This window comes from Polaromonas eurypsychrophila (genome assembly GCF_014641715.1).
Lineage (GTDB): Bacteria > Pseudomonadota > Gammaproteobacteria > Burkholderiales > Burkholderiaceae_C > Polaromonas > Polaromonas eurypsychrophila.
This window is the reverse complement of sequence record NZ_BMIG01000008.1, coordinates 36,670-51,068: the sequence shown is the minus strand read 5'-3', so window position 1 is coordinate 51,068 and position 14,399 is coordinate 36,670. Positions and strand designations below refer to the sequence as shown.

At 61.3% G+C, this 14,399-nt stretch carries 16 protein-coding genes; 10 read left to right on the top strand and 6 right to left on the bottom strand.

What is annotated here, in order from left to right:
* Positions 1 to 113: 113 nt before the first annotated feature.
* The 3 genes from IEX16_RS12115 to IEX16_RS12105 all read left to right on the top strand — a co-directional run bounded on the left by IEX16_RS12115 (position 114) and on the right by IEX16_RS12105 (position 1,695).
* Positions 114 to 533, top strand: a complete 420-nt coding sequence (locus tag IEX16_RS12115; RefSeq protein WP_188708749.1) for a rhodanese-like domain-containing protein — start codon at positions 114 to 116, stop codon at positions 531 to 533.
* Positions 533 to 955 carry a YchJ family protein gene (locus tag IEX16_RS12110; RefSeq protein WP_188708748.1) on the top strand — a complete coding sequence of 141 codons (423 nt, stop codon included), beginning with the start codon at positions 533 to 535 and terminating at the stop codon, positions 953 to 955. The genes IEX16_RS12115 and IEX16_RS12110 overlap by 1 nt, the downstream gene beginning before the upstream one ends.
* Before the next feature lie 68 nt (positions 956 to 1,023).
* Positions 1,024 to 1,695, top strand: a complete 672-nt coding sequence (locus IEX16_RS12105) for an HAD family hydrolase (protein WP_188708747.1) — start codon at positions 1,024 to 1,026, stop codon at positions 1,693 to 1,695.
* Positions 1,696 to 1,739: 44 nt separating this feature from the next.
* On the opposite strand, the gene IEX16_RS12100 is transcribed toward IEX16_RS12105, so the two are convergent.
* Together IEX16_RS12100 and IEX16_RS12095 are read right to left on the bottom strand one after the other, a co-directional pair.
* A complete protein-coding gene (locus IEX16_RS12100) occupies positions 1,740 to 1,910 on the bottom strand; it encodes a hypothetical protein (protein ID WP_188708746.1) in 171 nt (56 codons plus the stop codon).
* Positions 1,911 to 1,913: 3 nt separating this feature from the next.
* Positions 1,914 to 2,078: a hypothetical protein gene (locus IEX16_RS12095; protein ID WP_188708745.1), complete on the bottom strand. Its 165-nt coding sequence runs from the start codon at positions 2,076 to 2,078 to the stop codon at positions 1,914 to 1,916.
* A gap of 442 nt (positions 2,079 to 2,520) precedes the next feature.
* Between IEX16_RS12095 and IEX16_RS12090 the strand changes: the two genes are divergently transcribed.
* From IEX16_RS12090 to IEX16_RS20020, 3 genes are read left to right on the top strand one after another with little or no spacing between them, the layout of a single operon-like run.
* Positions 2,521 to 3,153 (top strand): GAF domain-containing protein, encoded by a 633-nt coding sequence (locus tag IEX16_RS12090; RefSeq protein ID WP_188708744.1) that lies wholly within the window; start codon positions 2,521 to 2,523, stop codon positions 3,151 to 3,153.
* Positions 3,045 to 4,052: a PAS domain-containing sensor histidine kinase gene (locus tag IEX16_RS12085; RefSeq protein ID WP_188708743.1), complete on the top strand. Its 1,008-nt coding sequence runs from the start codon at positions 3,045 to 3,047 to the stop codon at positions 4,050 to 4,052. The genes IEX16_RS12090 and IEX16_RS12085 overlap by 109 nt, the downstream gene beginning before the upstream one ends.
* Positions 4,049 to 4,852 (top strand): response regulator transcription factor, encoded by an 804-nt coding sequence (locus IEX16_RS20020; RefSeq protein WP_229676316.1) that lies wholly within the window; start codon positions 4,049 to 4,051, stop codon positions 4,850 to 4,852. The genes IEX16_RS12085 and IEX16_RS20020 overlap by 4 nt, the downstream gene beginning before the upstream one ends.
* 8 nt (positions 4,853 to 4,860) lie before the next feature.
* Here IEX16_RS20020 and IEX16_RS12070 read toward each other — a convergent pair whose 3' ends face one another.
* Positions 4,861 to 7,149 (bottom strand): glycosyltransferase, encoded by a 2,289-nt coding sequence (locus IEX16_RS12070; RefSeq protein WP_188708742.1) that lies wholly within the window; start codon positions 7,147 to 7,149, stop codon positions 4,861 to 4,863.
* Positions 7,143 to 8,693, bottom strand: coding sequence for a tetratricopeptide repeat protein (locus tag IEX16_RS12065; RefSeq protein WP_188708741.1), 1,551 nt, complete (start codon positions 8,691 to 8,693; stop codon positions 7,143 to 7,145). Before IEX16_RS12065 ends, IEX16_RS12070 begins: the two co-directional genes overlap by 7 nt.
* A gap of 230 nt (positions 8,694 to 8,923) precedes the next feature.
* On the opposite strand from IEX16_RS12065, the gene IEX16_RS12060 reads away from it, so the two are divergent.
* The gene (locus tag IEX16_RS12060; protein ID WP_188708740.1) at positions 8,924 to 10,084 is read left to right on the top strand and encodes an aminotransferase class V-fold PLP-dependent enzyme; all 1,161 of its coding nucleotides are present in this window, start codon (positions 8,924 to 8,926) and stop codon (positions 10,082 to 10,084) included.
* A 92-nt stretch (positions 10,085 to 10,176) separates the two neighbouring features.
* On the opposite strand, the gene IEX16_RS12055 is transcribed toward IEX16_RS12060, so the two are convergent.
* The gene (locus IEX16_RS12055) at positions 10,177 to 10,731 is read right to left on the bottom strand and encodes a DUF427 domain-containing protein (protein WP_188708739.1); all 555 of its coding nucleotides are present in this window, start codon (positions 10,729 to 10,731) and stop codon (positions 10,177 to 10,179) included.
* A 269-nt stretch (positions 10,732 to 11,000) separates the two neighbouring features.
* Here IEX16_RS12055 and IEX16_RS12050 point away from each other — a divergent pair, with 269 nt between their 5' ends.
* From IEX16_RS12050 to IEX16_RS12040, 3 genes are all read left to right on the top strand, one after another.
* On the top strand, positions 11,001 to 11,279 hold the full coding sequence (locus IEX16_RS12050) for a YciI family protein (RefSeq protein WP_308421344.1): 279 nt from the start codon (positions 11,001 to 11,003) through the stop codon (positions 11,277 to 11,279).
* A gap of 161 nt (positions 11,280 to 11,440) precedes the next feature.
* Positions 11,441 to 12,568, top strand: a complete 1,128-nt coding sequence (locus IEX16_RS12045; RefSeq protein WP_188708738.1) for a hypothetical protein — start codon at positions 11,441 to 11,443, stop codon at positions 12,566 to 12,568.
* The gene (locus tag IEX16_RS12040; RefSeq protein WP_188708737.1) at positions 12,555 to 13,406 is read left to right on the top strand and encodes a nucleotidyl transferase AbiEii/AbiGii toxin family protein; all 852 of its coding nucleotides are present in this window, start codon (positions 12,555 to 12,557) and stop codon (positions 13,404 to 13,406) included. Before IEX16_RS12045 ends, IEX16_RS12040 begins: the two co-directional genes overlap by 14 nt.
* Before the next feature lie 102 nt (positions 13,407 to 13,508).
* On the opposite strand, the gene IEX16_RS12035 is transcribed toward IEX16_RS12040, so the two are convergent.
* A complete protein-coding gene (locus IEX16_RS12035; protein ID WP_188708736.1) occupies positions 13,509 to 14,339 on the bottom strand; it encodes a hypothetical protein in 831 nt (276 codons plus the stop codon).
* Positions 14,340 to 14,399 lie beyond the last annotated feature (60 nt).

Below are 14,399 nucleotides of genomic sequence, written 5' to 3'. Positions count from 1 at the left end.
CCCCCTTGCCGGGGGCGGCCCCCGCTTGACGGGGAGGGGCTTAAACTGTCCTGTCATTGCGGGCGTGACCCGTAATCTAGGCGCGCAAACCACCTCAGCAGGAGTCAGTAAAAATGCCCATCACCAAAGGATTTCGCGCCCTCGTTGACGAGGCGATGGCGCAGGTCACCACCTACAGCGTTGCAGAGGCCAGGGCCAGGATGAACGACCCGCAGGTGCAGATCGTCGACATCCGCGACGTGCGCGAGCTGAGCGCCGGCACCGTGGTCGGCGCCTTCCACGCGCCGCGCGGCATGCTGGAGTTCTGGGTGGACCCGGCCTCGCCGTACCACAAGCCGCTGTTTGCCGACGAGGGCAAAGAGTTCATCCTCTTCTGCGGCGCCGGCTGGCGCAGCGCACTGGCCGCCAAAACGCTGCAGGACATGGGCATGCGCAATGTCGCCCACATCGACGGCGGCTATGCCGAATGGCTCAAGCAGGGCGCACCGACCGAAACGCAGGAAGAGCGCAAGGCGGCCAGGGCCAGCGGCTGATGCCGCTGCCCTTCCCACCCGCTTCGGCGCCTTGCCCCTGCGGCCGAACCGGCGCAGCGAACAAGCCGCTGGCGCTGGGCGTTTGCTGCGGGCGTTTCATCAACGACTTCGAAAGCACACCGGCACCCGATGCCGCGTCGCTGATGCGCTCACGCTACACCGCCTTTGTGCTGCAGCGGGCCGACTACCTGCTGGCCACCTGGCACACCAGCCAGCGCCCAGCGGCCATTGAGTTTGACCCCGGCGTGAAATGGCTGGGTCTGGAGGTGCGGCAACACCGCGTGCTGGATGCCACACACGCCGAAGTTGAATTTGTCGCCCGCCAGAAAACTCCGGGCAGCCCGGCGCTGCGTCTGCACGAGCGCAGCCGCTTTCTGCGCGAAGATGGTCGTTGGTACTATGTAGGCGGCGACCAGCTGTGATGGAGTGACAAATCGGCCTCTGGCCCTTGCCGGGATCGCGCTAGCAGCTATTAAATTGGTAGTAAAAAATGTCCTTGTTGAAGTTTGACGCGGTGTTGTTTGACTGTGATGGTGTGCTGGTGGACAGCGAGCCGATTACCAATGGCGTGCTGCGCGACATGCTGGAAGAAGCCGGCTGGAAGCTCAGCAGCGCCGAATGCATGCGCCTGTTCATTGGCAAGGCCGTCAAAGACGAGGCCGCCCTGATTGAGGAAAAAACCGGCCGCCCCCTGACCGATGAGTGGCTGCACGAGTTTCGTGGCCGGCGCAACGAAGGGCTGGCCGAAGGCCTGCTGCCCATTCGCGGTGCGCTTGAAGCGGTGGCGCAAATCCATACGCTGTACCAGGGCCGCATCGCCTGCGCTTCGGGCGCTGACCGCTTCAAGGTCGAGCTGCAACTCGAAAAATGCGGCCTCATGCCGTACTTCAAGGACCGCATCTTCAGCGGCCATGAGCTGCCGCGCTCCAAACCCGCCCCCGATGTTTACCTGGCGGCCGCCGCGGCTCTGAGTGTTGATCCGAAGCGCTGTGCGGTGGTGGAAGACACCGTGACCGGCGTCATGTCTGGCGTGGCAGCTGGTGCCACGGTGTTTGGCTACAGCCCGGCAGAGGCTGGGCATGATGCGCCGGCGGCGTTGCGGGCGGTGGGTGTCGCGGACATTTTCACCGACATGAAAGACCTGGCCCGCCTTCTGGGCTGATCAAGCTTCGAACTGTGCGGCGGGTCAGACCGCGCACCCCCGTGTCACACGCAGCGGGGCGTCAGGCTGAAGGCGGCTTCCAGGGGTTCAACGGGGGTCAGTGTGCTGCCGCCCAGCGCCGCCTGGCGGTGCTGGGGCAGCAGGTTCAGCCAGTCGGTGCACTGGCTCACCGGCTCCGCGCAGAAGTAGTCGTAGTCCTGCGGGCAATACAGCACAAATTAGTCCAACGGCGCCTGCGCCTGTATCAGCAGGCTGCGCTGCGGGGCTTGCTTGTCGGCGGGCCACTCGATCAGCGCGGCGTGTTCCCAGCCTGTGAAGTTGTTGTCCAGATGCAGCTCCGACAGCAGCACGCCCTCGCGCAGTTGCCGCACCTCGTCCGTCACTTCCAGCTTGGTTAATTAGCTGCTGCGGTCGGAGCCCGCGCCAGAGCTGGCGCCAGAACCTCCCTGGCCTTGCCTGCCCTTCCACCCTTCGTCTCCTTCCTGTGCAATGCCGGCTTTTTGCTTGCCCCCGGCCCGGCTGGTTTTGGCCACTGTCCTGGCTGGCCCGGCCGCTGGGCGTACCGTCGGCGCCCACAGCGCCAGTGCTGCCATCTTCTAGCGGTAGCTCTGATTCCATGTCAGGCAAATGTGTGTCGCCAGTCATCTTGGTCTTGTTGTTCGGGTTGGGCATGTCGTACTCCTTAAGTTGTGGTTGAGTCAACCTACGCCCGCGACATGTCGCGTTTTGTAGGAATAAAGCGCTGCTTCACTTGTTGCCAAAAATGCTGTTCGCTCGGTACGGATCACGCGGGCCGGGTAAGATCACCGCCAACCTGCACAACCCATGATTGCCCCCACCCTGCCACCCAACGAAGCCGAGAGGCTGGCCGATCTTCACGACGGCGGCGTGCTCGATACGCCGGCCGAAAAGATCTTCAATGAAATCGCCGAGCTGGCCGCCGCCATTTGCGGCTCGCGTTATGCGGCGGTCACGCTGATTGACAGCGACAGGCAGTGGTTCAAGGCTGAATACGGCAGCGCGCCGGGCGAAACCTCACGTGCTGAAAGCATTTGCGGACACGCCATCCTTGAGCCGGGCGTGTTCGAGGTGCCCGACACCGAGCTTGACGAGCGTTTTGTCGGCAACCCGATGCTGGCCAACGCCAACATTCGCTTCTACACCGGCAGCCCGCTCAACAGCGACAAGGGCAACCCTACCGGCATGCTGTGTGTGCTGGATTCCGAGCCCAAGGCGCTGGACGAGCACCAGAAGAAATCGCTTGCCCAGCTGGCAGACGTGTTGATGGCCGTGCTTGAAGCCGCGCGCCAGAGCCGCCTGCTGCAATGGTTTGGCGCGCTGACGACACGGTGTCCGAAGAAGTCCTGGTCACCGACCCCGACACCCTGCGCTACCTTTACGCCAATGGCAGCGCTGTCAGAAGCCTGGGCTACACGCTGGAGCAGCTGCGCACCATGACCCCCATGGATGTGACGCACGACCCCTACCGCATGCGGTTTGACAACCATGTCCGCAAGCTGAGGGAGGGCGCGCCCTACGTGGTGTTTGAAGGCGTGCGAAAGCGCATCACCGGCGACACCTGCCCGATGGAGGCGCGCTGGCAGCTGGTGTCCAGCTTCGGGCGACCGGTCATTCTGTCCGTGGTGCAGGACATCACGCAGCGCAAGGAAATCGAGCGCATGAAAAACGAGTTTGTGTCGGTGGTGAGCCATGAGCTGCGCACCCCGCTGATATCCATCCACGGCGCCGTCAAGCTGCTTGAGGGCGGCGCAGCAGGCGTCTTGCCCGAACCCGCCACGCGCCTGGTCGCGCTGGCGGCCCGCAACTCCGAGCGCCTGCGCGTCATCGTCGACGACATTCTTGACCTGGAAAAAATTGCCTCGGGACGGATAGAGTTCAACATCGAGTCGCTTGACGCGTCAGCTGCGCTGGGGCGGGCAGCGCAGGCCTACGAAACTATGGTACGGACCGCCGGCGTTGAGCTGACCATTGAGCCCCATGACGCCCTGCAGCTCAAGGCCGATGCGCAGCGCCTGGACCAGGTGCTGGCCAATCTCGTTTCCAACGCCCTCAAGTTTGCGCCCCAGGGCAGCCGCATCCTGCTTGAAGCATCCCGCGAAGGCTCGGGCGTCCGGCTTCAGGTCACCGACCATGGCGCCGGCATTCCAGAAGCCTTCCGCGCGCGCTTCTTCCGGCGCTTTGCCCAAGCCGACATGAACACCAGCCGGCCCAAGGGCGGCTCCGGGTTGGGGCTGTCAATTGCCAAGCAGATGATCGAGCAGATGGGTGGCTCCATCGGATACAGCTCCGAGCCGGGCCGCACCTGCTTTCACGTCGTGCTGCCTGCCGTACCGTGAGCAGGCATCGCATTGTGATTGTGGACGACGAGGAAGACATTCGTCTTGTCGCACAATTTGCGCTGGAGCAGTTGGGCGGCCACGAGGTGCTGGCGCTGGGCTCCGGCCGGGAGGCTGTTGACCGTACGGCGGCATTCTCGCCCTCGCTGTTGGTGCTGGACGGGTCCATGCCCGGCATGGACGGGCCGCAGACGCTGCTGGCCCTGCGTGGCCAACCTGCGCTAAAACATGTACCCGCCGTGTTTTTGACAGCCCACACGAGCGCTCGGCGGATTGCGGACTTTCGGGCCTTGGGCGCCGTAGACGTTATTGCCAAACCTTTTGAACCGCAGCATCTATGCGACCGTGTTTCGTCTCTTCTGGTCTCGCCGGACACCGTCCCGGCCATGGACCTGGAAGACGAAGAGCAGGCGCAGGGGAAGAAGCCGGTTGCGCTGGTGGTAGAGGACGACCCTGGCATTCGCTATCTGCTGGGATTCATTCTGGAGCAGCAGGGCTGGCGCGTGCTTGAAGCGTGCGACGGGATTCAGGGCGTAGCGGCCATTCTGGACGGGCCAGTCACCGACGTAGTGCTGCTCGACATCATGCTGCCTGGCGTGGACGGCTTGCAGCTGCTCGATATCCTGCGGGGTGCTCGGCGCTGGAAGGGCGTACCCGTGATGATGCTCACTGCCAAGGGTGACGAGCCTTCCGTCAGCCGGGCGCTGGCCGCAGGGGCAAACGACTATGTCGCCAAACCGTTTGATCCAGCCGATCTGGCTGCGCGTGTCAACCGCCTGCCCCGCCGGCACCGCAGCTGAACCTCCCGCTATTTTTTGGCCTTGACGCGGGGCGTCACCACCCACGCGGTTTCTCCGCGCCACTCCTTGTAGTGGGCAATCCGGTTCCAGGCGTTTTTCAGACCAGCATAAAAAAGTGTGGACGCCATGGTGTAGAACCAGAACCACGAAGGGTGTTTTTTGAGCTGCGGATCAGCCAGCTTGTAGGTGAACAGTATCTGCCCGGGCCCCGTGCTCAGGGTGAACAGGGTGGTAACAACAAACAGAGGCACCAGCCAGTCAATGCGCGCCAGGGACCCGGCCTGCACTGCCCACCAGGCAATAAGCGGCAGGATTTGCATAGACACCCAGGGATACACCTCGCGCCAGGCCAGCAACTGCAGCATGCCCAGTTTCTGCCGCACAGTGAGATTGCGCGCCCGCAAGGCCGGAATCACCCACTTCAGCGATATTTGCAGCCAGCCCTGCGCCCAGCGCAGGCGCTGCTTGGTCAGTGCCGACAAGGTTTCAGGGGCCAGCTCACGCGAGACGAGATAAGGGTCAGAAACAATCCGTCGGCCCCGTACCACCGCCCGCATGGAAGAATCGATGTCTTCTGTCAGCATGAAACCGTGCATGCGCAACTCGCGCAACAGGTCGGTACGCCAGTATCCATTGCTGCCACCAAAAATGCCAAACCCGTGCAGCCGCGCCCGCCCCGGGTGGCTGACGGCATAGATCTGCTCAAACTCGATGGCTACCATCTTTGCGACCCAGGAGGCGGCCCCGTTGCGTATGAAGCAATGGCCCTGCACCACGTCAGCTCCGTGCGAGAGCCAGCGCCAGCCGCGGCGAAAGCTCTCGGGGTCCGGCTGGTGGTCCGCATCAAAAACAGCGGTGAACTCACCGGTGACGTACGGCAGCGCGGCGTTGACGTTTTGTGCCTTTGACGTGCTGGTTTGCACGCGCATGGGTACAAAGCGTGGGTCCTCGCGTGCCATCTCGCGTAGCCGCTCCTCAATGTCCGGCATGTCGCGCGGGGTGTTGTAGGCGAGGATGATTTGCAGTGGCGCCGGATATTGAACTCGCAGGAAAGCCGCCACCGTGGCTTCGATGATGGGCGCTTCGTTCGGCAGGTAGGCTGCAATGATCGCCGATGCAGACGGATAGGGTGAGGCCGGTTCTGGTGGCGGATCTTCGCGCCTGAGGGCCAGCAAGCCTTCTGCCCAGATGGACAAGGACGTCAGTGTCAATGCGACCACCACGAAAATATACACGCCCGTGCTGATGTCGTAGCCGTTGCTGCCCAAGCCCCAGTACACCAGAAACGGAAGCCCGAGCCCCAGCAGCATGGTGATGGCGTATTGAAAAAAGAGAGCTTGCGCCGTGTAGATGCGCGACCACCATATCTTCACCGGTCCGGCTTGCCGGGCTGGCCGGGCTTTGGGTCCTTGCCACAGCACGGGATGAAGGTCTAGATGCAGGGCGGACTGCCGAGCCGCGTCTCGCGCCCTCGCCAGCCCGTCCGTTGCGCTGGGGCTGCGCCGTAAGCCGCAATAGCCGAGCACCGGCGAAAGCCGGGCGGCCTGGCCACCGAGTTGCAGGGGGAAGTTGGCAAGGCGGCTGCTCAGCGCCTCCAGCCGGAATGCCGCCTGCCGCCGTGAAGTACCTGGCAGCAGCATGAGAAAGTCACCTTGGCCGCCTCGCGCCAGTTTTTCGTCGGCCATGGCGTCAAGGCCTGTGAGCTCGGCCACCTGCTGCCAAAGGGCCGCTTCGGAAGACGTGCCGAGCCGCTGCCGGAACTGGTCAAGTTCATTCAAGCGCAGCGCCACCACAAAACTGTCACCCGGCGCGCGGCCTGCGCGCAGCTCATCTCGCTCGCTCATGAGTTCGTCAAGAAATGCGGCTTCGTCAAGCACAGGCAAACGCGAGACGGCAAGCAGTTCTGGCAGTGGCGCAGGCGGGGCCGGGTTTTGTACTTCGCGGAGCAGCGCCTGCACCCGTCCGACCAGCTCATGTGGCTCGAAAGGCCAGGCTATACAGGCCGCCCCTGGGCCGTCTCCCAAAGGCGGCAGCTGTCCAGCAGGACCCACCAGCAACAGACCCGGAGACGGGTGCTGACCTTCCCGCAGCGCGGCCAGCAACTCCATGCTGCCCAGGCCTGGGATGGACGGCGCACTGATGACCAACTGCCAGCGACCACGCGACAGGTGCGCCAGAGTGCCAAGCTGCACCTTGTAGCCCGCAGCGGTGAGAGGTGAAATCACGTCGGCGGCCAGGCTGCTGGACAAGCCGATCAGGAGCAGCGGCTCTCCGAGCACGGGGGACGGCACTACCACTTGCGTTCAAGCGCCAGGCCGACGGTACTGCGCGCAAAACCGCTGGACGATGTGCGTGAACTGAAGCGCTGCGCGCGGGCCTCCAGCCGCGTGCGAGCGTCAATGCGCAGGCCGGCACGCAGGCTCAGGTCATAGATGGGCTTGCTGCCATCGGGCTGCGCGTTTTCGCGTCCGATTGCGGCATACGCTCCCAAGTCCCAGCGCCCGTCGTATCCGTCAGGGCGCCACAAGGTACGCAGCGTCAGCTGGGTGGAGTTGAAGGCGAGCGGGTTGAAGTACCCGTTGTCCAGTTGCCGCTCAAACGAAAAACGCGTGTGCTTGAGTCCGACCCAGGCTTCCGGCTGATTGAGCCAGCGGTACTCGGCCTCAAGTTGACCACCATCGCGATGATTGCCGTCGCTGTAGCTCGCGCGATCGATTCTGGCCGTGTAGCGTTCGCGCTCCGAAGGCGTGAAGTCCATGGACAGCCCGTCCTGGCGGAGCGTCAGTCCGAGACGCAGCGAGCGCAGGTTGTCGAAGGTGTTCTGGCTGGTGCTGAGGTCAAAGCGAAACAGGTCGCTGGGTCGCCAGGTGAGCCAGCTAGCGTACACCGCTGGCTGACGTGCAGGTCCGCTTCGCGGCTCGATCCGGTCGCGCCCCGCCTCGATGTTCAGCTCAAAGGCATCGTTTAAGCGGTAGCGCCCATACAGCATGGGCCGTGTCACCTGGGCCGAATCGCTGCCGTCTTCCTTCTCGTAGTCAAAGCGCTCCAGCCGGGCCCCTGCTGTGCCACGTCCGCTGTCAAAGCTGAGCGAGTGGCTCAAGCGCAGAGCAACAATGTCCAGATTGTCGGACTGGCTGGAACGCTGGGTGTCAAGCATGGTGCGTGGCGCCTGGGCCAGCGCGAGGTCTTCGCGCAGCCGGCGTGCATCGTCCCGCGGCTGGGTTACGCCTGCGAGGGCTTCCTCCGCCTGGTCGGACCGGCCCGTCCAGGCCTGCGCCTGCGCGAGCTGCACGCGGGCTTCCTGGTCGTCAGGGTGATCGCGCAGCAACTGCTCCAGGTGCGCGATGGCTTCACGCTGGCGGCCGCCCCAGCTCAGTGCGCGCCCCAAGAGGCGCCTGGCGTCCTGATCGCCCGGTTTCTCCTGCAGATAGGTCTGCAACACCGTCCGGGCCTGGCTGGGCCTGCCCGCCCACAACAGCGCCGTGCCCAGGCCCTTCAGTAAGCGCATTTGCTGGTCGCGAGTGCGCGGCAGCGTCAAGGCTTCGCGGTACAAGGGCACGGCTTGCGCCGAGCGGCCTGAATAAACCAGCTGGTCGGCATATTCCTGAAGCCATTCGGCGCGCCGTTGCGGTGCCAGCTCGATTGCCCGGGCAAACAGATCGGCCGATTCCCGATTGCGGTCGGTCTGGGCGGCAGCGCGCGCAGCACTGACCAGCGCCTCGACGCTGGCGGCCTCGGCACCAACCGTCGCGGCCGTTTCGCTGGGCTGGGCCCCGGCGTTCAGGAAAAAAGACAGACTTGCCAGGCCAAAAGATACGATAAAAGTGCTACCGGTTTTCATGACAGGAGCCTATCACGCGGCGATGCATGCCGCGCAAGAAGCATGGCAAAGGCGGTGCAAACTGCACAGTCGGCGTCCTGTCTGGAGCCTCCGGCGGAATGACGCATCACTGCAGCCTGGCTAGGCCTTAAGCCCGCGCCGCCATGCCGGAAGTCGAACGGTGCTAAGCTGCCAGTACCGCTTTTGAAACAAGCCCGTAACAGCCAGAACTAGCAAAGAGAGAACACCCCATGCCCGGATTGCTGCCCAACGTTGACCCTGACGGCCTGCTTGAATTCTCGGTGGTCTACACCGACCGCGCGCTCAACCACATGTCCAAAAGCTTCCAGGGCGTGATGACCGACATTTCCAGCATCCTGAAGGAGGTCTACAACGCCCCATCCGCCGTGCTGGTGCCCGGCAGCGGCACCTACGGCATGGAAGCCGTCGCCCGCCAGTTTGCCCACGGCAAACACGTCATGGTCATCCGCAACGGCTGGTTCAGCTACCGCTGGACACAGATCTTCGACATGGGCAACATCCCCGCCTCGTCCACCGTACTGAAGGCGCGCCAGACCGCCAAGGGCGCGCAAGCCCCGTGGGTGCCGGCTCCGATTGCAGAGGTGCAGGCCGCGATTGCCAAAGAAAAACCCGCCGTCGTGTTTGCCCCGCACGTGGAAACCGCCGCCGGCATGATGCTGCCCGACAACTACCTCAAGGCCGTGGCCGACGCCGTGCACGCCGTCGGCGGTTTGTTCGTGCTCGACTGCATCGCCTCCGGCGCCATGTGGGTCGACATGAAAGCCACCGGCGTCGATGTGCTGATCTCGGCCCCGCAAAAAGGCTGGAGCAGCTCACCCTGCTGCGCCATGGTCATGCTCAGCGAGCGCGCCCGAGCCGCCATAGACGGCACCACCAGCTCCAGCTTTGCCTGCGACCTGAAAAAGTGGATGCAGATCATGGAGACCTACGAAAAAGGCGGCCACGCCTACCACGCCACCCTGCCCACCGACGCCCTCACGCGCCTGCGCGCCGCCATGAAGGAAACCCAGGCCTACGGTTTTGCCAAAGTCCGCGACGAGCAGATCGCCCTGGGCAGCAAGGTCCGCAAGCTGTTCGAATCCCGCGGCCTGCCCAGCGTGGCGGCCGAAGGCTTCAAGGCCCCCGGCGTTGTGGTCAGCTACACCACCGACCCCGAGATCCAGTCCAGCAAGAAATTTCTGGCCGAAGGCCTGCAAACCGCCGCCGGCGTGCCGCTGCAGTGCGACGAGGGTGCAGACTTCATGACCTTCCGCATCGGCCTGTTCGGCCTGGAAAAGTGGCACAACGTCGACAAGACCGTCGCCAATCTGGCGGAAGCGCTGGACCGCATTGGTGTGACTGAAAAAGTGACTGAGGATGTGGCTGGCTGAAAGCGACGTTTCGCTACTAAATAGAAAAGGCTTCCCGGGTGGAAGCCTTTTTTTCGCATGCGGCGGGGCTCAATGGCCCAGGCCCGGCAGCGTCACCAGCCTTGTGTGCCCGCCTCGCCCTTGAAAGGGCCAACCAGTTCGGGCGTAATCCAGCCGCCGTAAAAACCACCGGGCTGCGCCTGCACCGGCGCACCGCCCACCGTGCATCGCAAGGCCACGGGGTAAAAGGCCACACAGTCTGCCAGCGCTTCGGCACCTTCCAGCGGTTGGGCGTAGCTCCAGGCCACGCTTTCAAGCGACCTGCCGCCCTGCACCAGCGACCAGTAGCTGGCCGGGCCCTTCCATTCGCAAAACGAGCCTCCACTGGCCCGCACCAGCAGGCCACGCTTCACGTCGGCCCATGGAATGTAAAAGCTGGGCGGGTGTGCGGTTTCCAGCACCAGCACGCACTGGCTGCTGCGCGCCACCTCGACGTCACCCCACGCAATCACCACCTCGCGAGGGTCAGCCGCGACGCGCGGCGGCCGCGGAAAGTCCCACACCGACACCTGACCGGGACCGGGTTCCACAGCAAAAGCGGGGCGCGACTGGCCGCGCCAGTTCCAGTGGGCGCGGGCTGCTTCCAGCCAGGTCGGGGTTTTGTTCATGGTTCATTTTGGTTGAATCTTCTGGGCCGGACCTTTCCGCTGCATGATGACCCGGCTTGGCAGTCAAATTCAAACACTGCGAATGTCGAAATGGGTGTGCCGCATTCGTCGTGCAGTTGTGACTGCTTCAAAAGTCATGTCCTGACCCTTCAAACGCTTAAGGAAAACCGCCATGCAATACCTCTGCCTCGCTTATTACGACCCCGAAAAAATGGACGCCATGGCGCCCGCCGACATGCAGGCGCTGGTCGAACAGTTGCCGGCCAAAGATGCGGCACTGCAGCAAAACCGGTGCCTTGGTCTGGAACGGCTCGCTCCAAGGGCCGAAAGCCACCTTCGGCATGCGCCCGCGCGGCGGCAAACCCGTCGTGACCGACGGACCTTATGCCCAAGCCAAGGAGATGGTGGGCGGCTTTTTTGTCATCGAAGCGCCCAGCAAGGAAGAGGCGATACGCATCGCCTCACTGCATCCCGCCGCCACGCTGGGTGAACACATAGGCTGGGTGATTGAGGTGCACCCGATTGGGACCTGTTCGGTCAAGAAATAGCTCGGGCTTCGGTTTTTTGAGTGAGGGCCCGGGCCCTGCATCAAGCCTTCCGTGAATTTTTGTAAGTGGGCACTCACAAATAAACTTTTTAAGTTTCACCAAACGATGAAACCTGCGTAAAATCGAAGACCTTAGCTAATTAATGCATCTTTCACCAGTTGGTGAAAGCACTCAATGTGAATCCTTTTGAATTTGATCCGCAGCAAGGCATTTTCGACTTGATGAAGGCGTTGGAGCGCCTGCCAGCGGTTGAAGAGGTAGACGTTCATGGAGAGCTACTTTTAAATCGCTCTGGACCAGACGCGCTCCTATCTGTGCATACCGCCTCAGGAATTCGCCACATTCAAATCGAGGCAAAGTCGTCGGGAGAGCCACGCTTTATTCGTGATGCATCTTTCCGTCTTCGAGATTGGGCTACGCATCGTGGGGAGCCGAGTTACGGCATTGTCATGGCGCCATTTATTTCGCCAGAATCACGCGAGATACTTAGAAAAGAGAATCAAGGGTGGTTTGACATGGCGGGAAACTGCTTAATCAGCTTTGATGGCATCCATCTTGAGATAGCAAAAACTGACTTAAATCCATTCTCAACAAAACGGAAGCAGAGATCTCTTTTTAGCCCCAAAGCTGGTCGTGTGCTCCGGCTTCTTCTTTCTGAACCAGGGCCATGGAAAGGTACGGATCTCGTTAGTCGAACACGAGTGAGCGCAGGGCAAATTAGCAAAATTCGTGAAGCCTTGTTGGACAGAGAATGGGCCAGTGCGACCCAAGAAGGACTCCGAATTAGTCAGCCGGCAGCTATTTTGGAAGCTTGGAAAGACTCGCCAGGTCGCTCGCCCAAACTCGCTGTGTCCGGTTACTCCTTGCTGTCTGGGAAATCCCTAGACGCGCATTTACAAATACTTTTTTCTAAGGCTTTAAAAACTCCATATGCAACTGTGCTGCTTGCCGCACATTCAGTTGCAAGACGCGTAGCACCCTATGCTCGCGTGACAGGAGAATTTTTCTATGCGGATAAAAAAGGGGTGGAGCTCATAAAAGAGACTTTGCAAATGGAGCCTTCTGAGCACGGAGCAAACATTGCAATCTATGAGCCCGAGGACGACTTGATTTCGTTGGACAGTATTTCTCTTCTACCCGAGCCATTGCGAGGCACGAGCTTAATACAAACATATTTGGATCTCTCGGGTATGGGTGACAGAGCCAAAGAAGCCGCGTCGTTTCTTTACGATGAAAAAATAGCACCCAAGTTGCTTTCCGAAGTGCGCCGGGAATATGACCAACGCTAATAAGTACGACGACCGCATGACTCAGGCCGTATATGCGGTACTGATTGAAATTGGGCAGGTGCTAGGTGCCTACACCGATAGATTTGTTGTTATCGGCGGCTCGGTCCCTTGGCTTTTGTATCCACAAGCGGATCCGCAACATATTGGCACTATAGACGTTGATCTGAGTCTCGATGCCAACGCCCTAGGGGATGGTGACTATGCAAGTTTGGTGGAACTGCTAGAACGCGCTGGGTATCAACGCGGGCAGGCAGATATGCGTGTGTTTCAGATGCGTCGCACAGTCACTGTAGATGACGGAGCGCCAATTGTGGTCGTCGTTGATCTGTTGATGCCAAGAGAATCAAAGATAACGAAGAATAGACCTCCGTTACTTGCAGATTTCGCGGTATTGAAAGCAGATGGGGCTGGTGTTGCCATGGAAAACTTTGTACGCCAAAAACTCGCAGGAAATATGCCCGATGGCAGATACAACTCTGTAGAACTCCGCGTAGCAAGCATTCCAGCTTTTTTGGTGATGAAGGGATACGCACTGACTGGCCGAGACAAGGCGAAAGATGCGTATGACGTCTACTACTCGATTAAGCAGTTTGAAGGTGGTGCGTTAGAACTTGCTGCAGCTTGCCGCGGGCTGTTGATTGATCCCGTTGCTGCAGAGGGCTATCGCCGCATTGGAGGCAAGTTTGCGGACTTCAATGGCTACGGGCCGCAAACTGTTAAGCGGTTTTTGCTGGAATCCAGCGTGATGGACGGGATGACGCCAGAGCAAATTCAACAGGATGCATATATGCAAGTGCGCTCATGGTATGAAGCGCTAGGGATGACCGCCTCGTCTTGACAGCATCCCTCGTCGACAAATGCTCTGCAATCCCCGGGTTCGATTAGATCGAGTCGGAATTTCTGGCGAGCCACAACGCTGTCGCTGCGCGACAGCGTTAACTTAAGGCTTGAAATACTCCTGCACCGTCTCCCAAGCCACCGTCTGCAGATGTTTCGCAATCGCCGGGTCCAGTCCTGCCGTGTACTTCAGGTCCACCGGTGAGGCCTTGAGCAGCGTCGCATACGTCACGCAGGCGGCCAGGTAGCTGCCGGCCACGCTGGGGTGGCGCAGGTCGGCGACGTACAAATCCAGTGCAGGCATTTTGGCGATCGACTTGCCGAAGGCCAGGCCCGCCGGAATCACCAGTGCGTTGTTGTCATTGCCGGCCTGGGTATAGGCCTCGGCCAATTCGGCGGTCATGGATGGCACGTCCTTGTAGGCCCAGGACATGAAAAACACCGGCTTGGCGCCGTGTTTGCGCACGGTGTCGGAATGCTTTTTCGCAAACTCATGGAACAGCGGCTTTAACTGGGGGTGCAGCGGGCACTGGCTGCAGTCCATCATGATCGCAAGGTCGAACAGGCGGTCCAGTTTGTTGAAGCTGACGGTGTTGTTGGCGCCAAAGGAATACGAGCCGACGGCATTGGGGCGGAAATAACTTTCCACGTCGTGCCAGTTCATGCCCGAGCCGCTGATGGTGGCCGAGCTGGCGCGGTGCCGGAAGCCGGGCTGACCGGCAGCGATCAACTGGCCCACGTGGTTGTGCAAGCTGTTGTTGTAATAAAAAAAGCTGTTGCCGATGTAAATGGCCGAGGTCGGTTTGTCGCCGGCGTCGGTGACCTTGGGTTTGGTCTGGGCCAGCGCGCCGGTGGCGGCGCTGAATAAAACCGCAAGGCCCAAGGCGGCGGAGAGAAAAGGATGGAAGCGGGGTTTGATGGCGAGGTGGCGCATGGTACTGTCTCCTTTGTTTTTGGTTCCGGGAGTCTAGTGGACTTAGCGCGGGGCGTCATG